We start from the raw sequence: 22,838 nt of genomic DNA, 5'->3' as shown, positions 1-22,838 counted from the left end.
GCAGCAGGCACCGCAAATAGCGGTGCGGGGCGGTTCTCGAGCCACTTGGAATATTGGAGAAGAATGGAGCTCCAGGCGCCAACTATGAGCCATCGAATACATGACGTCAACCACAATCCGAGGGGTCGCCGGGCGCGCGGTTACCACAGGACGGACATAATAACAGTTCGGCAACCACGATTGACTTGAGACGATTCCATTAGTTCCCGAATTGCCATTCGGATCAACCGGCCGAACAGCGGTATGGCACCCGGAACCGCCGTGGTTCGGTTATTCGAGAACCAGCGCGGGCCCTGACAGGAGTGGAGCGGCATGCTGACGTTGGGCATAAGCGGGCATTTCGACCTGATGCCGGCCCTGTACCGGACCTACATGCACGACGCGTCCGCGTGCCTGGTGGCCGACGGCGAGCTGGTGGCCGCGGCCGAGGAGGAGCGGTTCAACCGGATCAAGAAGACGAACAGGTTCCCGGCCGGCGCGATCCGGGCGTGCCTGGACCTGGCCGGCGCCCGGCCGGAGGACGTCGACGCGATCGGCTACTACTTCGGCCAGGACCTGGTCGACCTGGGGTTGGGCAACTTCCACGTGGCCACACCGGTGCAGCCGGTGCGCTACGGCCTGGACCTGCTCCGCGACCGGTTCCGCGAGCACTTCGACTGGGAGGTGGACCCGGACCGGGTGGTGTTCACCCGGCACCACGTCGCGCACGCCTGGTCGTCGTTCGCCCGGTCGGGCATGTCGGACGCCCTGGTCGTGGTGATGGACGGTCGCGGCGAGAACGACTCGACGACCATCCACCTGGCCGGTTCCGGCGAACTGCGGGAGCTGAAGTCGTATTCGGTGCCGCAATCGCTCGGCCAGCTGTACCAGGACGCGATCGGCCACGTCGGCTACGGTTTCGGCGACGAGTACAAAGTGATGGGACTGGCCCCGTACGGCGACCCGGCGACGTTCCGCGAGCAGTTCCGCAGCCTGTACCGCCTGCTGCCCGACGGTGAATACGAGATGATCCCGTCACTGGTCGAGATCAATCCGACCGTCGCGCCGTTCTACGCGCGCGGATTCGCCGCCCGGCGGGCCGGTGAACCGGTGACGCAGGAGCACAAGGATTTCGCGGCCGGGCTCCAGGAGACGCTGGAAACGATCGCCATGCACGTGATCGCGCACTGGGCGCGGCAGACCGGGGCGACCCGGCTCTGCTTCACCGGCGGGGTCGCGCACAACAGCAGCCTCAACGGCGTGATCCTGCGCTCGGGACTGTTCGAGGAGGTGTTCGTGCACCCGTCGTCGCACGACGCCGGCGCGGCGGAGGGCGCGGCGATCGTCGCCGCCCAGCGGTTCGGCCGGCCGCACACCAGGGTCGAGCGGTTGGTGAGCGCGAGCCTGGGACCGGACCTCGGCGGCCCGGACGAGGTGGAGCGCGAGCTGCGCGCGTGGAGCGGTGTGGTGGAGGTCGAGCGCTCGCCGGACGTGGTGGCCGCGACGGCGGAGCTGCTGGCAGGCGGCGCGGTCGTCGGCTGGGCGCACGGCCGCTCCGAGTTCGGCCCGCGCGCGCTGGGCAACCGGAGCATCCTCGCCGACGCCCGCCCGGCGGAGAACCGGGACCGGATCAACGCCATGGTGAAGAAGCGGGAGGGCTTCCGGCCGTTCGCGCCCGCCGTCACGCCGGAGGCCGCGGCCACCTACTTCGACCTCACCGGCACCGAGGCCGAGCACGGGTTCATGTCGTTCGTGGTGCACGTGCGCGAGGACCGGCGGGCCGAGCTGGGCGCGGTCACGCACGTCGACGGCACGGCCCGCGTCCAGGTGGTCGCACCGGGGGCGAACGCGCGCTTCCACCGGTTGATCACCCGGTTCGGCGAGCTGACCGGCACGCCGGTGCTGCTCAACACCTCGTTCAACAACAACGCCGAGCCGATCGTGCAGTCCGTGCTCGACGTGGTCACCGGCTACCTGACCACCGACATCGACGTGCTCGTGGTGGAGGACTTCCTGGTCCGGCGGCGGACGCCGGTGGAGCGGGCGCTGGACGACCTGGTGCTCACCCCGCGCCCGGGCGCCCGGCTGCGCCAGGACTGGCGGCCCGGTGAGCAGGTGCGCGGCGAGGTCTACCTGGACCACTCGTTCGGCCCGTCGGCGACCGTGTCGCCCGCCGTGTTCGACCTGCTGGCGGCGGCGGACGGGGTCAGCACGGTGGCCGCGCTGGCCGGGCGGCTCACCGACGAGGTGCGCGCGGAACTCGTGTCGCTGTGGCAGCGGCGGTTCTTCGCGCTCGCGCCCAAGGTCTGATCACCGGACCCCGGGGTGGTCCCGCCGACCGGGCGGACCACCCCGGGACCGTCACCGCTTCAGCAGGTCCTCCAGCACGTCGGCCGCCGCGACCGCGCCGCCGCCGGACCGGACCACCTCGCGCATCCCCTCGGCCGCCGCCCGGCGCTCCGACGCCGCCGACACGGCCGCGCGCAGCCCCTCCACCGTCCGGTCCTCCAGGGTGACGCCGACCCCCAGCTCGGCCGACCGGTCGGCGATCGCGCGCTGCTCCGGGATCTGCGGCACCGCGACGAACGGGACGCCGTGGCACAGCGACTCCATGATCGAGTTCATCCCGGCGTGGCTGACGAACACCGACGCGTGCCGCAGCACGGCCACCTGCGGCACGCGGGCGTGCACCGAGAAGTTCGCGGGCAGCGGCCCGAGCCGCGCCGGGTCCAGCGCGCCGACGGACATCACCACCTCCCACGACGAGTCGCCGAACGCCTCGACGCAGGTCCGGAAGAACTCGGGCCGCGAGTTGAACACCGTGCCCAGCGAGATCAGCAGCACCGGCGAGCCGGTCCGCGGCGACCACTGCTCGTCGGTCTGCCGGCTGCCCAGCGACGGGCCGACGAAGTGGAACCGGTCGTCGAACGTCTCGGCGGCCAGCTGGAACGACCGCGGGATGAACACCAGGCTCGTCGGCGCGACGTGGCCGAACATCAGGTTCGGGTCGTCCAGGAAGCTGAACCCGGAGGCGAACTCCGCCATCCGCCCGATCGCCGCCACCAGCGCCGGGTGCTGGTGGTCGAACGTCGGCGGCAGGTAGACCCGAGTCGCGGAGAACCGCTCGTTCTCGGCGAACGTGGGCACCAGCGCCACCTCGGGCACGCCGAGCAGGTTGGCCAGCATCCGCCCGGTGAAGGTCACCGAGTCGTAGCACACGACGTCCGGCCGGTCGGCGCGGAAGTGCTCGGCCAGCACCGGGAACGACACCTCGGCGTCGTCCAGGAAGTGCTCCAGCGTCACCGCCAGCTGGTCGGCGGTGAACTCGCCGCGCGCGTCCATGTCCGGCGGCAGCTCCGACGGCAGCACGACTGGTGACGCGCCCGCCGCCACCGCGCCCTCGACGGTGGCGGGCCCGGTGGCGTAGCTGACCCGGTGGCCGCGCGCCACCAGCTCCCGCACCACCGGCAGGGTGGGGTTGACGTGCCCGGACGCGGGCGCGCTGACGAACGCGAAGTGCGCCATCTCAGTCTTCCTCCAGCACGGTGGGCAGGGTCTTGTGGCCGTTGGTGAAGAACGAGCCCAACGGTTCCAGCTCGGCGGACGGCACGGCGAGCCGAAGGTTCGGGAACCGCTCGAACAGCGCGCGCAGCGCCACCGTGGCCTCCATCCGCGCCAGCGGCGAGCCGAGGCAGAAGTGCACCCCGTGGCCGAACGCGAGGTGGTCGCGCCGGGACGGCCGGGTGATGTCGAACTCCTCGGCGGTCTCCCCGTGCCGCGCCGGGTCCCGCCCGGCCGCGCCGAACGACACCAGGATCGCGTCGCCCCGGGCGATCGGCACGCCGGCCACCTCGACGTCGGCCACCGCGTAGCGCAGCGGCAGGTTCGGCACCGGGGCCTGCCAGCGCAGCGTCTCGTCCACCACGTCATCCCAGCTGCCGTCGCCCGCCGTGACGAGGGCGAGCTGGGAGGGGTGGGTGGCCAGCGCGTGGATCGCGCTGTCGAGCAGGTTGACCGTGGTCTCGAAGCCGGCGCTGATGGTCAGCAGCAGCGTGTCCAGCAGCTCCTGCTCGCTGAGCCGGGCGCCGTCCTCCTCCTGGGCCGCGATCAGGTCGGTGGTCAGGTCGTCGCCGGGATCGGCGCGCTTCTCCGCGACGAGCCCCTTCAGCAGCACGTACAGCTCGGCCGACGCCGCCTGCACGCCCTCGGGGTCGGCGTCGAGGCTGAACACCGCCTCGACCAGCCGGCGCAGGTCGGCGCCGGTCCGCTCGGACAGCCCGAACAGGCCGGTGATCACCCGGATCGGCAGCTGGAACGCGAACTCGGCGCGCAGGTCGACCACCTGGCCGCGGGGCACGGCGGCCAGCGCGTCGACCAGCTCGGCGGTGACCTCCTCGACCCGCGGCCGCGTGGCGTCGATGCGCCGCGCGGTGAACGCCCTGGCCACCAGCTTGCGCAGCCGGGCGTGGTCCTCGCCGTAGGCGGTGAACATGTTCTTCATCGCCACCCACATGATCAGCGGCCAGTCGGGCGGGATCTCGCCGTTGCGCCACGCGGGCCAGTGCCGGTTGGCGTCCTTGGACACGTTCGGGTCCACCAGGACCGCCTTGACCGCGTCGTGGCCGGTCACCGACCACGCGCCGATGCCGCCGGGCAGCTCCACGGGCGTGACGCGGCCGCGTTCGCGCAGCCGGGCCGCCTCGCCGAAGATGTCCGCGCCGGACGGGTCGATGGTGTACCGGTCGACCGGCGGGACCTCCGCCGACTCCGCCACGAACGTCGTGCCGCGCGCGGGCGGCTCGGTGACCTCCAGCAGCGCGGCGGTGAACCGCGAGCCCATGCCGAGCCCGACGACCATGATCGTGTCGCCCGGCTTCGTCGTCGGGTCGTTGAGCAGGTGGTCGATCCCGAGGAGCTGGTCGCACGGCCCGACGTGGCCGAGTTCGCGCAGGAACGGCCAGGTGGTGCGGTCGAGGTCGATGCCGAGCGGTTCCAGCACCACCACCTCCAGCTGGGCCAGGCCCAGGCCGGTGATGACGAACCTGGTCACGTCGGAGACCGCGACGTTCGCCTCCTTGGCGGCCTGCTCGACCGCGCCGACCAGCGCCTCGCTCATCAGCGTCAGGTAGGGAGCGAGGCCGGTGACCTCGATGGGCGTGCGGTTGCGGTGCCCGAGCGGGTCCGGGATGGACGGGGTGGCCAGCACCTCCATCTGGGTGGCGGAGCTGTTCGCGGTGGCCACCAGGCGGGCCCGGCCGCCGTCGCGGGTCAGCACGGCCGCCGCGGCGCCGTCGGCCAGGAAGATGCCGACGGTCGGCTGCCAGCGCTCCCAGCGCGGCGGCAGGAACCGGGCGGTCGCGGTGACCAGGGTGGCGGTGGCGGACCGGTCGGCCACCAGGTGGGCGGCGGCGGCCTGGAGCGCGGCCGAGCCGCCGTTGCTGGTCGCCTCCACCTCGTAGACCAGGGCGTGGCCGAGGCCGAGCACGCGCTGCAGGTGGCACGAGGACGCCATGTGGTCCTGGTGGTCCATCTGGGCGTAGGCGGCCATCGAGATGTCCGCGCCGGTCATCCCGGACTGCCGCAGCGCGCCGATCGCGGCCCGCACCGCCATGGCGTGCTCGGTGACGTCGTCGGACCGGGTGAACGACGTGAAGTCCGACAGCGCCAGCAGCCGCCGCATGGTGTCGGTGTCCGGCACGGCGTCCGTCGCCCGCGTGCGCGGCGGCAGGTAGTGCCCGGTGCCGCCGATGAACACGTCATCCCAGATCATGGACGTCCCTTTCCCTGAGTTCGGACAACCCGGCGCCGTACCCGCGGAAGTCCATGAGCCAGCTGCTGATCGCCAGCGCGGTCGAGGCGGAGTGCTGTTCCAGCGCGGTGAAGTGGTCGCCGGCCACCACGACCGACTCCCGGCCGGCCGGCGGGCGCTCGTGCTCGGTGCCGACGTGCAGCACCGGCGCGGTGGTCGGCTCCGCCTCCCACTGCCCGGCCAGGTCGAGGTACCGGGCCATGGCGACCAGCCGGTCGTCGTCCACGGCGTGCACCTGGTGCGCGGCGTCGAGCACACCGCCGAGCACCGGGCCGGGGTCCTCGACCGGGGTGATCAGCACGACCGCCGCCGGTGTCACCCCCCGGCCCGGCAGGCGACCGGCCACGGCCCGCGCCAGCCAGGCCCCGACCGACCGGCCCACCAGGGCGAACTCGCCGACGGCCAGCTCCGCGACGGCGTCGGTGAGCGCGTCGACCAGCGCCTCGGCGGTGGCGGGCAGCGGGTCGCCCGCGAAACCGGGCAGCGGCACGGCGGTGACGTCCCGCATCGCCTCCAGCGCGGCGGCGAACCGCGCGTACTCCTCCACGCCGGTGAACGCCAACGCCGACGGCAGGCAGATCAGCGCGGGCGGCACGAACCCGGTGGTGAGCTTGACCGGCGTCACGGCGGGCCGGTCGGCGAGCGGCGCGAGGCGGGCCGCGGTGGCCAGCAGGTCGAGGCCGTCGGGCGCGCGGTCGACGTCGATCGCCTTGCGCAGCAGCGCTTCCAGCGGACCGGCGGTCCGGTTGGCGGTGCCGCGCAACCGGCCGTAGAGGTGGTTGGCCAGCTGGGCGGGCGTCGGGAAGTCGAAGACGGCGGTCGCGGACAGGTCGAGGCCGGTGGCCGCGTTGAGCCGGTTGCGCAGCTCGATCCCGGTCAGCGAGTCGACGCCGTGGTCGCGGAACGCCTGCTGCGGGTCGGCGGTCAGCGGCGTGGTGTGGCCGAGGACGGCCGCGCTGTGCGCGTTGACCACCTCCAGCAGCAGGGCCCGCTGCTCGGGCTCGGCCAGCGCCTTGAGCCGGTCGGCCAGGTCCGCCGGCGCGACCGCCGGGACCGGCCCGCGCCGGGACCGCCCCGGGTCGCGCAGCAGCGGCGTGGCCGCCGTGCCCGGGTCGAGGTTGGCCGCGACCAGCACCGGCGACCCGGCCGCCAGACCGGCGTCGAACAGCGCCAGCGCGCGATCGGTCGGCAGCGGGGTCAGGCCCGCGCGGGCCAGCCGGTTCCGGTCGGCCTCGGTGAGGTGGCCGGTGATGCCGCTCTCCTGCGCCCACGAGCCCCAGGCCAGCGACAGCGCGGGCAGGCCGAGGGCGTGCCGGCGCCGGGCCAGGGCGTCCAGGAACGAGTTCGCCGCCGCGTAGTTGGCCTGGCCGGGACTGCCCAGCACGCCCGCCGCGGAGGAGAACAGCACGAACGCGTCCAGGCCGTCGGTCAGCTCGTGCAGGTGCCAGGCCGCGTCCACCTTGGGCCGCAGCACGGCAGCCAGCTGCCCGGTGGTCAGGGAGCCGACCACGGCGTCGTCCACCACGCCCGCGGTGTGCACGACGACGCGCAGGTCGTCGATGGTGGCGAGGAGCCCGGCGAGGGCTTCCCGGTCGGCGACGTCGCACGCGGCCGTCGTGACGGTCGCGCCGAGCCCGGTCAGCTCGGCCACCAGCTCCGCCGCGCCCGGGGTGTCGACACCGCGGCGACCGGCCAGCACGACGTGCCGCACGCCGTGCGCGGTGACCAGGTGGCGTGCGGTCAGGCCGCCGAGGACGCCGAAACCGCCGGTGACCAGCGCGGCGCCGGACAGCGCGCGCGGCGTTCCGTCCCTGGTGGACCTGGTCAGCCGAGCGGCCAGGGCTTCGCCGGCGCGCAGGCGCAGCTGTGGTTCGGACCGGGCGAACGCGGTGCGCACGGCGGCCGGGAGCGCCTGCCGGGACGCCTCCGTGCCGTCGTGGTCGACCAGCAGGAACCGGCCGGGGTGCTCGGTCTGCGCGCTGCGCACCAGGCCCCGGGCCGCCGCGAGCGCCAGGTCGTCGGCGTCTTCGGTCACGACCACCAGGCGGGTGTCGTCGGCCAGCGCCCGCTGCACCTCGTGCAGGACCTGGCGGGTGATCGCGTGCGTCCGGTCGACCGGGTCACCCGCGCCGCTCACGAGTTCGTGGAACCGGGCGGCGACGTCCGGCGCGTCGGCGATCGGCAGCGGGGTCCAGTCGAGGGTGAACAGGGAGTTGGGGTGCCGGGCGACGGCGAGGCCGCCCAGCTCGACGGGTCGCAGCACGAGCGAGTCGATGGTCGCGACCGGACCGCCCGCGGTGTCGGTGACCCGCACCGCGTAGGTGTCCGGCGCGGTGGGCGAGAGCACGACCCGCAGCGCGGCGGCCGTGCCGGTGATCGACACGCCGGCGAACGAGAACGGCAGCCTGGCCAGGCTCTGCCCCGGTCCGTCGACGTCGGCGGTGATGCCGGTGAGCAGGGTCAGCGGCTGGATCGCCGCGTCCAGCAGGGCCGGGTGGATCGCGTAGCCGGTCAGGCCGGCGGTGTCGGCCGGGAACGCGACCTCGGCGTGCAGGTCGTCGCCGTGCCGCCAGATGGCGCGCAGGCCCTGGAACGTCGGGCCGTAGTCGTAGCCCTCCTGCGCGAGCGTGTCGTACAGGGTGGCGATGTCGACCGGTGTCGCGCCGGCGGGCGGCCAGGTGGCCGGGGCCGCCGCCGGGGTGGCCGGTTCGGGGAGCAGGACTCCGGTGGCGTGGCGGGTCCAGTCGTCCGGCTCGGCGGCGGTGCGCGAGTGGAGGGTGACGGGACGCCGCCCGGACTCGTCCGGCGCGCCGACGGTGACCCGGACGTGCGCCGGGTCGTGCAGCGGCAGCGGCGCCTCCAGCACCAGTTCGGCCAGCACCGGGCAGCCGACCTGGCCGCCCGCCCGCACGGCCAGCTCCACGAACCCGGTGGCGGGCAGCAGGGCCGTGCCGAGGACGGTGTGCTCGGCCAGCCACGGGTGCGCGGCTTGCGACAGCACGCCGGTCAGCACCGCGCCCTGCCCGTCGGGCAGCTTCACGGCGGCCCGCAGCAGCGGGTGCTCCAGCGCGTCCAGGCCCGCACCGGCCACGTCGGCGGGCGTGCTCGGGACCAGCCAGAACCGCTCGTGCTGGAACGGGTAGGCGGGCAGGTCGAGGTGGACGCGGGGCGCCGGTGGCCGCCAGTCCGCGCCCTGCTCCCAGAGCCGGCCGAGGGCGGCGCGGACCCGTTCGGGCTCGTCGTGGTCGCGCCGCATCACCCCATTGGGGACCAGTGTGGGGTGCGGTCCGATCTCCAGGAACGCCGTGACGCCGTGGGCGCGCAACCACTGCACCGCGTCCTCGAACCGCACCGCTTCCCGGGCCTGACGCACCCAGTAGGCCGCAGTGCTCACGTCGGTCGGTTCGCCCGTGACCGTGGAGACGATCGGCACGGCCGGTGGGCGGTAGGTCAGGCTCTCGGCCACTCGCGCGAACTCGTCCAGCATCGGGTCCATGTGCGAGGAGTGGAACGCGTGGCTGACCGAGAGCCGCCGCGTCTCGTGCCCCAGCGTCTCCCACAGGTCAGCCAGCTCCAGCACCGCGTCCTCGTCGCCGGAGACGACCACCGCCTCAGGCCCGTTCACCGCCGCGATGGTCACCCCTTCAGGCAGCGTCGCCGCTACCTCGGCCTCGGTGGCGCGGATCGACACCATCGCGCCACCGGACGGCAACTCCTGCATCAACCGACCCCGCGCCGAGACGAGAGTGCAGGCGTCCTCCAAGCTCAACACCCCCGCGACATGCGCGGCGGCGACCTCGCCCACCGAATGACCGACCAGGTGATCCGGCCTCAAGCCCAACGACTCCACCAACCGGTACAGCGCCACCTCGATGGCGAACAACGCAGGCTGCGTGTAACGGGTCTGATCAAGATCCACATCGGGCAACGACAAGTCCAGACGGCCACACACCTCGTCCAAGACCTCCACGAACACCGGATAGGCATCGCGGAGGCGTTGCCCCATACCGCGCCACTGGGAACCCTGGCCGGAGAACACGAACGCGGTCTTCGTGGGAGTGGCTTTCTCGACCGGGGCGTCGGCCAAGGCATCCAGGTCGGCCGAGATCCTGGTGGGATCGGTGAGCGCGGCCCGGTAGGGGAACGCCGTCCGCGCCGCGAGAGCCGCGCCGACCGCCGGGTCGTCGGCGAAGGCGCGCAGCCGCCGGGCCTGGGCCCGCAGTGCCTGCGGGGACTTGGCCGACAGCAGCCACGGCGCCGGTTCGGTCACCTCGACGTGGCTGTCCGGCGCCTGTTCGAGGATCAGGTGGGCGTTCGTGCCGCTGATCCCGAACGCCGAGACACCGGCCCGGCGGGGCCGGTCGGCCACCGGCCACGGCCGGGACTCGGTCAGCAGCCGGACCTCGCCGTCCTGCCACTCGACGTGCGGGGTCGGCGCGTCCACGTGCAGCGTCCTCGGCAGCAGGCCGTGGCGCATCGCCTCGATCACCTTGATCACGCCCGCGACGCCGGCGGCGGCCTGGGTGTGGCCGATGTTCGACTTCACCGAGCCCAGCCAGAGGGGTTCGGCGCGGTCCGCGCCGTAGGTGGCCAGCAGGGCTTGCGCCTCGATCGGGTCGCCGAGCGTGGTGCCGGTGCCGTGCGCTTCCACCGCGTCCACGTCGGACGGTCGCAGGCCGGCGTTGGCCAGCGCCTGCCGGATCACGCGCTCCTGCGACGGGCCGTTGGGTGCGGTGAGGCCGTTGGACGCGCCGTCCTGGTTGACCGCGCTGCCCCGCAGGACCGCGAGGACGCGGTGGCCGTGGCGGCGGGCGTCGGACAGGCGTTCCAGCAGGACCAGACCGGCGCCCTCGCCCCAGCTCGTGCCGTCGGCCCCGGCGGCGAAGGACTTCGCGCGGCCGTCGGCGGCCAGGCCGTGCTGCCGGGAGAACTCGACGAAACTGGCCGGGGTGGCCATCACCGTCACACCGCCGGCCAGCGCCAGGTCGCACTCCCCCGACCGCAGTGCCTGCGCCGCCAGGTGGATGGCGACCAGCGACGACGAGCAGGCCGTGTCCACCGACACCGCCGGCCCTTCCAGCCCGAGCAGGTAGGAGACGCGGCCGGACGTGACGCTGGTGGCGGCGCCGGTGGCCAGGTAGCCCTCGACGTCGCGGGAGACCTGGTCCACGCCGCCCGCGTACCCGGACGCCCAGCTGCCGGTGAACACGCCCGTCCGGCTGCCCCGCAACGAGGTCGGGTCGACACCGGCGTGTTCGAGGGTTTCCCACGCCGTCTCCAGCACCAGGCGTTGCTGCGGGTCCATCGCGACGGCCTCGCGCGGCGAGATGCCGAAGAACGACGCGTCGAACCCGCCCACGTCGGCCAGGAACCCGCCGGACCGCGTGTAGCTGGTGCCGGGCCCGCCGTCCGGGTCGTACAGCCGGGCCACGTCCCAGCCCCGGTCGGAGGGGAAGTCGCCGATCGCGTCCACGCCCTCGGACACCAACCGCCACAGCTCCGCCGCCGAACCGACCCCGCCCGGGAACCGGCAGCCCATGCCCACCACCACGACCGGGTCGTCGGTGGAGGCGGCGGCGACCGGCGCGGCGGACCGGCGCTGCCGCCCCAGCAGGACGCCGAGCAGGTGGTCGGTCAGCTTGGTCGGGGTGGGGTGGTCGAACGTCATGGTCGCCGAGAGCCGGACGCCGACGGCGGCGGCCAGCCGGTTGCGCAGCTCCACCGCCGTCAGCGAGTCGAACCCGAGGTCCTTGAACGCCCGGTCGGCGTCGACCGCGTCGGTGTGCCCGAGGACGGCGGCGCTGTGGGTGGCGACCAGGTCCAGCAGGGCGGCGCGCAGCTCGGCTTCGGGCAGCGCGGCCAGCTCCCGGGCCGCGGCGGACTTCGGGGTCTTCGCGCGGCGGGCGAGGGCGCGCAGCACCGGCTGGTCGCCCAGCGCGGACACCCGCAGCCCGGCCGCCACCAGCGTCGGACCGGTGGCGGTGAGGGCGGCGTCGAACAGGGCAAGGCCCTGCTCGGTGGACAGCGGCACGACGCCCGAGCGTTCGAGCCGGCGGCGGTCGGTCCCGGTCAGGCGACCGGTCAGGCCGCTGTCCTGCGCCCACTGCCCCCACGCCACGGACACCGCCGGCAGGCCCTGGCGGTGGCGGTGCTCGGCCAGGGCGTCGAGGGCGGCGTTCGCGGCGGCGTAGTTGCCCTGGCCCGCGCTGCCGAGCACCCCGGCGGCCGACGAGAACAGCACGAACGCCCGCAGGTCGAGGTGCCGGGTCAGCTCGTGCAGGTGGTGGGCGGCGTCGGCCTTCGGCGCGCGGACGGCCGCGAGCCGGTCCGGGGTGAGCTGGTGGATCGCGCCGTCGTCCAGCACGCCGGCCGCGTGCACCACGGCGGTGAGGTCGGGGATCGTGGCCAGCAGGTCGGCCAGCGCTTCGCGGTCGCCGACGTCGCAGGCGGCGGTGGTGACGTGCGCGCCCAGCGCCGTGAGTTCGGCCGAGAGTTCCGGCGCGTCACCGGACCGGCTCGCCAGCACCAGCTTCCGCACGCCGTGCGCGGTGACGAGGTGCCGGGCGACGAGCCCGCCGAGCGTCCCGGTGCCACCGGTGACGAGGACCGCGCCGTCCGGGTCGAGCGGCGAGGGGACGGTCAGCACGATCTTGCCGGTGTGCCCGGCCTGGCTCATGTGCCGGAACGCCTCGGACGCGCGCCGGACGTCCCAGGTGGTGATCGGCGGCACCTGGAGCTCGCCCGTCGCGAGCAGGCGCACGACGTCGGCCAGGACTTCGCCGAGCCGGGTCGGCCCGGCCTCGGCCAGGTCGAACGCCCGGTAGCCGGGCACGTCGCGGAGGTCGGCCTTGCCCATGTCGACGAACCGGCCGCCGTCGGCCAGCAGCCGCAGGGAGGCGTCGGTGAACTCGCCGGTCAACGAGTTCAGCACCACGTCGATGGGCGGGAAGCGCCGCTCGAAGTCCAGGGTGCGGGAGGAGGCGATGTGGTCGTCGTCCAGCCCGAGGTCCCGCAGGACGTCCCACTTGCCGGGACTGGCGGTCGCGAACACCTCCGCGCCGGCCCGCCGGGCCAGCTGGACCGCCGCCATCCCCACGCCGCCCGCGCCGGAGTGGACGAGCACCCGGTCGCCGGCCCGGAGCCGGCCGAGGTCGACCAGGCCGTACCAGGCGGTCAGGAAGGCGATCGGAACGGCGGCGGCCCGGGTGAACGACCAGTCGGCCGGGAGCGGGGCGAGGACCCGGTGGTCGGCCACCGCGCTCGGGCCGAAGGCGCCGGAGAGCAGGCCCAGCACCCGGTCGCCGACCCGGAGGCCGGTGACCGCTTCGCCGACCTCGGTGACGACGCCCGCGCCTTCGCTGCCGAGCGGCGCGGGGACCGGGTAGACGCCGAGGGCGATCAGGACGTCCCGGAAGTTCAGCCCGGCGGCGTGGACGCGGACGCGGACTTCGTGCGGCTGCAACGCGGGGTCGGCATCGGGGGTGGTGAAGGCCAGGTCGTCCAGGTTGCCGGTGGTGGGCCGGGTCAGGGTTCCCTGAACAGGCTGCTGCGCGGTCGTCCGGACCAGGCGTGGCGCGAAGACCGCGCCGCGGCGCACCGCGACCTGGTCCTCGTCCGCCGGCACGACCGGCGGGGAGTCGTCGGTGTCCACCAGGGCGAAGCGGCCCGGGTGCTCGGCCTGCGCGGCGCGGACCAGGCCCCAGGTGGCGGCGCCGGCGAGGTTCTCCACGCGGTCGCCGGGCACGGCCGCGACGGCGGCGCGGGTGTGGACGACCAGGCGCGTCTCGCTGTCGTCGGCGAGGTGCGCCTGGACCAGCGCCAGCGCCTCCTCCGCCGTGGTCGGCGCGACGACGCGGTCCGCCGCCACCGGGCCGTCGTCGCGGCGGATCCAGTCGAGCTGGAACAGGGCGTCGTCAACGGACCGGGCCATCGGGCGGGTGGTGACCGCGCCCATCGTCACGACCGGCGCGCCCGAGTCGTCCGCGAGCGCCACCGCGTAGCCCTCGGTGACGTTGCCCGACAGCATCACCCGGGCGGAGGTCGCGCCGGGGTGGTGGACCGTGATGCCGGTCAGCGAGAACGGCAGCCGCACCTCGGTCGTGTCGGCGAGCAGCGCCAGTGGTTGCAGGGCCGAGTCGAGCAGCGCGGGGTGGACCCCGTACCGGTGGTCGACGTCGTCCAGCGCGATCTCGGCGAACACCTCGTTCCGCGACCGCCACACCGCGCGCACGCCCTGGAACGCGGGCCCGTGCTCGTACCCGGCGCCGGCCAGTGCGTCGTAGAGGTCCCGCACGTCCACCGGCTCCGCACCGGCGGGCGGCCACATCGGGGGGAACGCCGGTGCGGTCACCGGTTCGGGGACGAGGACGCCCCTGGCGTGCCGCACCCAGCCGTCCTGCCCCTGGGAGCGGACCTCCACGGGGTGCCGACCGCCCTCCGACGCGCCCACCACCACCTGCACCCGCACGGCGCCGTCGAGCACCAGGGGCGCTTCGAGCACGACCTCCTCGACCGCCGCGCACCCGACCACACCGGCCGCGTGCGCCACCAGCTCCACGAACGCGGCGGCGGGCAGCAGCACGGTCCCCAGCACGGCGTGATCCGCCAACCACGGCTGGGCCGCGGTCGACAACGAGCCCGTCAGCACGACCGCCCCGTCACCGGGCAGCTCCACCGACGCGCCGAGCAGCGGGTGGTCGACCGGGTCCAGGCCCGCGCCCGACACGTCGCCCGACCCGCCGGCGGCGAGCCAGAACCGCTCGCGCTGGAACGGGTACGTCGGCAGGCCGACCGGCGGGCCCGCCGGAACGCCCCAGTCGACGTCCACGCCGAGCACGAACAGCCGGGCGGCGGCGGCCGGGAAGTCGGGGTCGCCCCGGCGCAGGGTGCCGGTCGTGGTGGCGTCCTGCTCCTCCAGCGCGGGCACCAGCACCGGGTGCGGGCTGACCTCCACGAACACCGGCGAACCGGTGGCCGCCAGCGCCCGCGCCACCGACGAGAACAGCACCGGTTCACGCAGGTTCCGGTACCAGTAGGCCGCGTCCAGGCCGGCGGTGTCGATCACCTCGCCGGTCACCGTGGAGTGGAACGGGACCCGGCCGGACGACGGCGTGATGTCCGCGAGGTCCGCCGCCAACCGCGAGCGGATGGCCTCGACCTGGGGCGAGTGGGCGGCGTAGTCCACCGGGAGGCGGCGGGCGCGGACCTGGTCGTCGGCCAGCAGCTCGGCCAGGGCGTCGTCGTCACCGGACACGACCACCGAGCCGGGGGCGTTGACCACCGCGACGGTCAGCCGGTCGCCCCACCGGGCCAGGTAGGAGGCGGCCCGGTCGGCGGACATGGCCAGTGAGACCATCCCGCCCCGGCCCGCGAGCGCGACCAGCGCCCGGCTGCGCAGCGCGACCACGCGGGCCGCGTCCTCCAGCGTCAGCGCGCCCGCGACGTGCGCGGCGGCGATCTCGCCCTGCGAGTGGCCGACGACCACGTCCGGCTCGACGCCGACCGACCGCCACAGCCGCGCCAGCGCCACCATCACGGCGAACAGCGCGGGTTGCACGACGTCCACCCGGTCCAGCGACCCGCCGGCCAGCACCTCGACCAGCGACCAGTCGGTGTGCGGGTCGAGTGCGCGGGCGCACTCGTCGATCGCCTCCCGGAAGACCGGCGCGCCCTCGTACAGCTCCCGGCCCATCCCGACCCACTGCGCCCCCTGGCCGGGGAACACGAACACGACCCGGTCCGGCGACCCCGCCACCCCGGAGACCACGTCGGAGGGCCCGAGGACCGCCGCGCGGTGCGGGAACCTGGCCCGACCGGCGAGCGCCCGCCCGATCCCGACCACGTCGGGGCGCCCGGCCGCGAACTCCCGGACCCGCCGGACCTGCTCCCGCAGCGCGGGCTCGGTCTTGGCCGACACCAGCCACGGCAGCTCGACCGCGGCGGGCCGCTCGACCGCGTCCGGCGCCTGCTCCAGCACGACGTGCGCGTTCGTCCCGCTGATCCCGAACGACGACACCGCCGCCCGGCGCGGCCTGCCGGTCTCCGGCCAGCCGACCGCCTCGGTGAGCAGCCGCACGTTGCCGCGCTCCCACGCCACGTGCGGCGACGGCTCGTCCACGTGCAACGTCTTCGGCAGCCGCCCGTGCCGCAGGGCCATCACCATCTTGATGACACCCGCGACACCGGCCGCCGCCTGGGTGTGACCGATGTTCGACTTCACCGAGCCCAGCCACAACGGCTCATCACGCTCAGCGCCGTAGGTGGCCAGCAACGCCTGAGCCTCGATCGGGTCACCCAGCGTCGTACCCGTACCGTGCGCTTCCACCGCGTCCACATCGGACGGTTGAAGCCCTGCATTCGCCAGCGCCTGCCGGATCACCCGCTCCTGGGACGGACCGCTCGGCGCGGTCAACCCGTTCGACGCGCCGTCCTGGTTCACCGCCGTCCCGGCCAGCACCGCCAGCACCTGGTGACCGTTGCGGCGCGCGTCGGACAGCCGCTCCAGCAGCACCAACCCCGCGCCCTCGCCCCAGCTGGTGCCGTCGGCGGCGGCGGAGAACGGCTTGCACCGGCCGTCGGCCGCCAGCCCGCGCTGACGCGAGAACTCGGTGAACCCGATCGGCGTCGCGATCACCGTCACGCCACCGGCCAGCGCCAGCGTGCACTCACCCGACCGCAGCGCCTGCGCCGCCAGGTGCATCGCCACCAGCGACGACGAGCACGCCGTGTCGAGGGACACCGCGACGCCTTCCAGCCCGAGCAGGTAGGCGATCCGGCCGGACACGACGCTGGTCGCCGCGCCGGTGCCGAAGTACCCCTCCGCCCCCGCGGACGTCCCGTACCCGGACGACCAGATGCCGGTGAACACCCCCGTTCTGCTGCCCCGCAACGACGTCGGGTCGACACCCGCGTGCTCGAACGCCTCCCACGCCGTCTCCAACAGGATGCGCTGCTGCGGATCCATCGCCATCGCCTCACGGGGTGAGATCCCGAAGAACTCGGCGTCGAACCCGGCCACGTCGGTCAGGAACCCACCGGAACGGGTGTAGCTGGTCCCGGGGTGGTCCGGATCGGGGTGGTAGAGCCGGTCCAGGTCCCACCCGCGGTCGGTCGGGAAGTCGGTGATCGCGTCCACCCCGTCGGACACCAGCCGCCACAGGTCGTCCGGCGACTCCACCCCGCCGGGCAGCCGACAGCCCATGCCGACGATCACGATCGGATCGGCCTCGGCGGGGTCGTCCACCGCGCGGACCACCGGCGCGGCGACCTCCCGGCGCGTGCCCACGAGCTCGCCGCGCAGGTGGTCGGCCAGCCGGGCCGGGGTCGGGTGGTCGAACGTGATCGTGGCGGGCAGCCGCAGCCCGGTGGCCGAGCCGAGCCGGTTGCGCAGCTCCACCGCCGTCAGCGAGTCGAACCCGAGGTCCTTGAACGGCTGCCGCACGTCGACGGCGTCCGGTGAGGCGTGACCGAGCACGGTGGCGGTGGTGGCGGTGACCACGTCGAGCACCGCGGCCAGCTGCTCGGCCTCCGGCAGCGACCGCAGCCGGTCGGCCAGCCCGCCGCGGTGGACCGGGCGCTTCACCGGGCGGTGGCCCACGAGCGAGCGCAGGGCGGACGGCAGGACGGGCGTGCGGGCCAGGGCGGCCAGGTTCAGCGCGACCGGCGCGACCGCGGCCCGGTCGACGGCCAGCGCCGCGTCGAACAGCTCCAGCGCGTGCCCGGTGGTCAGCGGCACGACGCCGGCGCGGGTCAGGCGTTGCCGGTCGGCGTCGGAGAGGTGCCCGGTCATACCGCTGGCCTCGGCCCAGTAACCCCAGGCCAGCGACACGGCGGGCAGGCCGAGCCCGCGCCGGTGCGCGGCCAGGCCGTCGAGGAACGCGTTGGCGGCGGCGTAGTTGCCCTGGCCGGGGCTGCCCAGCACGCCGGAGGCGGACGAGAACAGCACGAACGCCGCCAGGTCCAGGTCCCGGGTCAGCTCGTGCAGGTGCCAGGCCGCCCGCGCCTTGGGCGCGAACACGTCGGCGACCTGGCGCGGCGTCAGCGCGGTGACCACGGCGTCGTCCAGCACCCCGGCCGCGTGCACCACGGCGGTCAGGTCCGGGATCGACGCGACCAGCTCCGCGACCGCGTCCCGGTCCGACACGTCGCACGCGACCACCCGCACGTCCGCGTCCAGCTCCGGCGGTTCACCACCGCTGCGGCTCACCAGCACCAGCCGCCGGACGCCGTGCTCGGCGACCAGGTGGGCGGCCAGCGCCCGGCCCAACGTCCCGGTGCCGCCGGTGATCAGCACCGTGCCGTCGAGCCGGGCGGGCAGGGTGAGCACGATCTTGCCGACGTGCTGGGCCTGGCTCATGTGCCGGAACACGTCGACCGCGTCCCGCACCCCCCGCACGTCGAGCGGCAGCGGGGTCAGCACGCCGTCGGCGAAGGCGCGCACGGTGTCGGCCAGGATCTCGCCGAGCCGGCGCGGACCGGCGTCGGCGATGTCGAAGGCGGTGTAGTCGACGCCGGTGTCGTCCCGGACGTCGGTCTTGCCCATCTCCACGAACCGGCCGCCGGGCGCGAGCAGCCGCAGCGACGCGTCCACGAACTCGTCGGCCAGCGAGTTCAGCACCACGTCGACCGGGGGGAAGCGCTGCTCGAACTCCAGCGTCCGCGACGAGGCGATGTGGTCGTCGTCCAACCCCCGGTCGCGCAGCACGTGCCACTTGCCGGGGCTCGCCGTGGCGAACACCTCCGCGCCCAAACGCTGGGCCAGCTGGATGGCCGCCAGGCCGACGCCACCGGCGCCGGCGTGGATCAGCACCCTGTCCCCGGGCCGGACGCGGCCCAGGTCGACCAGGCCGTACCAGGCGGTCAGGAACACCACCGGCACGGCCGCCGCCCGCGCGAACGACCAGCCGTCCGGGATCGGGGCGAGCAGTCGGTGGTCGGCGACCGCGACCGGCCCGAACGCGCCGGGCACCAGGCCGAACACCCGGTCACCCGGCCGGAACCGGTCGACGTCCGGGCCGACGTCGAGCACCACGCCCGCCGCCTCGCCGCCCATCAGCGCCTCGCCGGGGTAGACGTCCAGCGCGATCAGCACGTCGCGGAAGTTCAGGCCCGCCGCCCGCACCCCGATCCGCACCTGGCCGGGGCCCAGCGGATCGGCCAACTCCGGCCGGGGCACGAGCGCGAGATCGTCGATGCTGCCGGTGCCGACGTCCTCCAGCCGCCACGGCCCGGCCGGCGGGGTGAGCGCGCGGTCCACCCGGACGAGCCGGGGCGCGAGCAGCACGCCCCGGCGCACCGCGAACTCCGATTCGCCGGCCAGGTCGCCGTCCCACGAGTCGTCCGCGTCCACCAGCAGGAACCGGCCGGGGTGCTCGGCCTGGGCCGAGCGCACCAGCCCCCACACGGCGGCGTGCGCGAGGTCGACCACGTCACCGGGCACGGCCGCGACCGCGTTGCGGGTGACGACCACCAGCCGGTCGTGCTCCTGGAGCGCCGCCAGCACTTCCCGGACGGCCGCCAGGGCTTCGCCGGGAGCGTGGTCGGAGACGTGGTGGGCGACCGCGTCGTCGGAGGTGGTGATCTCGGCGGGCACCGGCGACCACCTGAGCTGGAACAGGTCGTCCGGGGTGAACGGCCGCACCGACAGCGAGTCCACCGACGCGACCAGCGCGCCGTCGGGGTCGGCGAGGGCGACCGCGTAGCCACCGGGACCACCCGAGAGCCGCACCCGCAGCACCGTGGCGTCGGTGGGGCGCAGCACCGCGCCGGAGAACGCGAACGGCAGCCCCGCCGGTCCGTCCGGGGTCAGCAGCGCCGCCGGGTGCAGGGCGGCGTCGAGCAGCGCCGGGTGCGGCGCGAACCGCTCGGCGGCGGGGGCCTCGACCTCGGCGTGCACGACGTCGCCGACCCGCCAGGCGGCCGTGACGCCCTGGAACGCGGGGCCGTAGTCGTAGCCGAGCGCCGCGAAGGTGTCGTAGAGGTGGGTCACGTCGAGCGGTTCGGCGTCCGGCGGCGGCCAGGGCGACGCCCAGTCGGCGGTGGGTTCGGGCGCGTCGCCCAGGGTGCCGGTGGCGTGCCGGACCCACTCGCCGGCGTGCGAGTGCACGGTGACGGGTCGGTGGCCGGTGTCGTCCGGCGCTCCGACGACGACCTGGAGCCGCACCGGGTCGTGGTCCAGCACCAGCGGCGCTTCCAGCACCAGTTCGCGCACCGCGCCCGCGCCGACCTTCGTCGCGGCGTGCGCGGCGAGTTCCAGGAACGCGGCGCCGGGCAGCAGCACGGACCCGCGCACGGCGTGGTCGGCCAGCCACGGGTGGGTGGACAGCGACACCCGGCCGGTGAGCGCCGCGCCGCCGTCGGGCAGGTCGACCGAGGTCGTCAGCAGCGGGTGGTCGCCGGTCCCGGCGGCGGTCGGCCGCAGCCAGAACGGCTGCCGCTGGAACGGGTACGCGGGCAGCGGCGCGGGCGTGACGCCGGTCGGGAACAGCGGTCGCCAGTCCACCTCGACACCCCGGACGTGCAGCCGGGCCAGGCCGGTGCGGAACTCCGCCGGCCGGTCGCGGCGCAGGGTCCCGGTGACCAGGACGTCCCGCCGGTCGGCCGTCTCCTCGATCGCCGACGTCACCACGGGGTGCGGGCTGACCTCGACGAACACGCCGTGGCCGTGGTCGAGCAGGGTGCGGGTGGCGTGGTCGAACCGGACCGGCTCGCGCAGGTTGCGGTACCAGTAGTCGGCGTCCAGGTCGGCAGCGGGCTCGCCGGTGACCGTCGAGTACAGCGGGACGGCGGCGGGGCGCGGCGTGACGCCGGCCAGGTCGCGCCGCAGCCGGTCGCGGATGGCCTCGACCTCGACCGAGTGGGCGGCGTAGTCCACCGGGAGCGCGCGGGCGCGGAGGTCGTCGGCGGCGCAGGCGGCGAGCAGTTCGTCCAGGTCGCGGCGGTTGCCGGAGACGACGACCGCGCCGGGCGCGTTGACCACGGCGACGGTGAGCCGGCCGCCCCAGCGTTCGAGGTAGGCGGCGGCCCGGTCCGGTGACAGCGCCACCGACACCATGCCGCCGCGCCCGGCCAGCTCCACCAGGGCCTTGGCGCGCAGGGCGACGACCTTGGCGGCGTCCGCCAGCGACAGGATGCCCGCGACGTGCGCGGCGGCGATCTCGCCCTGGGAGTGGCCGACCACCGCGTCCGGGACCAGGCCGTGGGAGCGCCACAGCCCGGCCAGCGCCACCATCACGGCGAACAGCGCGGGCTGCACGACGTCCACCCGGTCCAGCGCGCCGTCGCGCAGGACGTCCACCAGCGACCAGTCCACGTGCGGCGCCAGCGCCTCGGCGCAGGCGTCGACGTGGTCGCGGAACACCGGCGACGTGTCGTACAGCTCGCGGCCCATGCCCCGCCACTGCGCGCCCTGGCCGGGGAACACCAGCACGGTCTTGCCCGGGACGCCGACCTGGCCGGTGATCAGGCCGGGGGCGTCACGGCCCTCGGCCACAGCGCGCAGCCCGGCGCGGTGGTCGTCCAGGACGACGGCGCGGTGCTCGAAGTGGGTGCGGTTGGCCAGCGCCCAGCCGATGTTCGCCCCGGGGGCGTCGACCGCTTCGAGGCGTTCGGCGTGCGCGGCCAACGCGGGCGCGGTGCGGGCGCTGACCAGCCACGGCACCTGTGCGTCCACTGTGGACTCGGGTTCGGCGGGGACGTGTTCGAGGACGACGTGGGCGTTGGTGCCGCTGATGCCGAACGACGAGACACCGGCCCGGCGCGGGCGGTCCGCCTCCGGCCACGGCGTCGGCTCGGTGAGCAGGGAGACGTTCCCGGCCGTCCAGTCGACGTGCCCGGTGGGCCGGTCCACGTGCAGGGTGCGCGGGAGGGCGCCGTGCCGCATCGCCTGCACCATCTTGATCACGCCCGCGATGCCGGCGGCGGCCTGGGTGTGGCCGATGTTCGACTTCACCGAGCCCAACCACAGCGGCACGTCACGCTCGGCGCCGTAGGTGGCGAGCAGGGCTTGCGCCTCGATCGGGTCGCCGAGCGTGGTGCCGGTGCCGTGCGCCTCGACCGCGTCCACGTCGGCCGGTTCCAGGCGGGCGTTCGCCAGGGCCTGCCGGATCACCCGCTCCTGCGACGGGCCGTTGGGCGCGGCCAGGCCGTTGGACGCGCCGTCCTGGTTCACCGCGCTGCCCCGCACCACGGCCAGGACGCGGTGGCCGTTGCGGCGCGCGTCGGACAGGCGTTCGAGCAGCACCAGACCCGCGCCCTCGGACCAGCTCGTGCCGTCGGCGGCGTCGGCGAACGACTTGATCCGGCCGTCCGGGGCCAGGCCGCGCTGGCGGGAGAACTCCACGAACCCCGCCGGGGTCGCCATCACCGTGACGCCGCCGGCCAGCGCGAGCGTGCACTCCCCCGCGCGCAGCGCCTGCGCGGCCAGGTGGATGGCGACCAGCGACGACGAGCAGGCCGTGTCCACCGACACCGCCGCGCCCTCCAGCCCGAGCAGGTAGGACACCCGGCCCGACGTGGTGCTGGTGGCGATGCCGGTGGCCAGGAAGCCCTCCAGGTCGGGCGGCGGCTGGGCGGCGTAGCCCGACGACCACACGCCGGTGAACACGGCGGTCCGGCTGCCGCGCAACGAGGTCGGGTCGATGCCCGCGTGGTCGAACGTCTCCCACGCCGTCTCCAGCAGCACCCGCTGCTGCGGGTCCATCGCCAGCGCCTCACGCGGCGAGATGCCGAAGAACCCGGCGTCGAACCCCGCGCCGTCGGCGAGGAACCCGCCCGACCGGGCGTAGGTGGCGCCCGGCCGGTCCGGGTCCGGGTCGAAGGTCACGTCCCAGCCCCGGTCGGCCGGGAAGTCGCCGATCGCGTCCACCCCGTCGGCGACCAGCCGCCACAGGTCGTCCGGCGACCCGACGCCGCCGGGGTAGCGGCAGCCCATGCCGATGATCGCGATCGGCTCGCGGGCGGCCTCCTCCACCTCGGCCAGCCGCTTGCCCATCACCCGCAGGTCGGCCGTCGCGCGCTTGAGGTAACTGCGGAGCTTGTCTTCGTCGGCCAT

The 22,838-nt window shown here is 74.8% G+C and carries 4 protein-coding genes; 1 reads left to right on the top strand and 3 read right to left on the bottom strand.

What is annotated here, in order from left to right:
• The first annotated feature begins 312 nt into the window (after nt 1-312).
• Nucleotides 313-2,289 (top strand): carbamoyltransferase, encoded by a 1,977-nt coding sequence (locus AB0F89_RS24820; protein ID WP_367127981.1) that lies wholly within the window; start codon nt 313-315, stop codon nt 2,287-2,289.
• 51 nt (nt 2,290-2,340) lie between these two features.
• Here the strand turns inward: AB0F89_RS24820 and AB0F89_RS24815 are convergent, their stop codons facing one another.
• The 3 genes from AB0F89_RS24815 to AB0F89_RS24805 are packed head-to-tail and all read right to left on the bottom strand — an operon-like array spanning nt 2,341 to nt 22,838.
• Nucleotides 2,341-3,504, bottom strand: coding sequence for a macrolide family glycosyltransferase (locus tag AB0F89_RS24815; protein WP_367127980.1), 1,164 nt, complete (start codon nt 3,502-3,504; stop codon nt 2,341-2,343).
• 1 nt (nt 3,505) lies between these two features.
• Nucleotides 3,506-5,749 (bottom strand): cytochrome P450, encoded by a 2,244-nt coding sequence (locus AB0F89_RS24810; RefSeq protein ID WP_367127979.1) that lies wholly within the window; start codon nt 5,747-5,749, stop codon nt 3,506-3,508.
• Nucleotides 5,736-22,838 (bottom strand): SDR family NAD(P)-dependent oxidoreductase, encoded by a 17,103-nt coding sequence (locus AB0F89_RS24805; RefSeq protein WP_367127977.1) that lies wholly within the window; start codon nt 22,836-22,838, stop codon nt 5,736-5,738. Before AB0F89_RS24805 ends, AB0F89_RS24810 begins: the two co-directional genes overlap by 14 nt.

It is taken from the genome of Saccharothrix sp. HUAS TT1 (assembly GCF_040744945.1).
Lineage (GTDB): Bacteria > Actinomycetota > Actinomycetes > Mycobacteriales > Pseudonocardiaceae > Actinosynnema.
The sequence above is the reverse complement of the archived record's forward strand: the minus strand, read 5'-3'. Positions and strand labels throughout refer to the sequence as shown.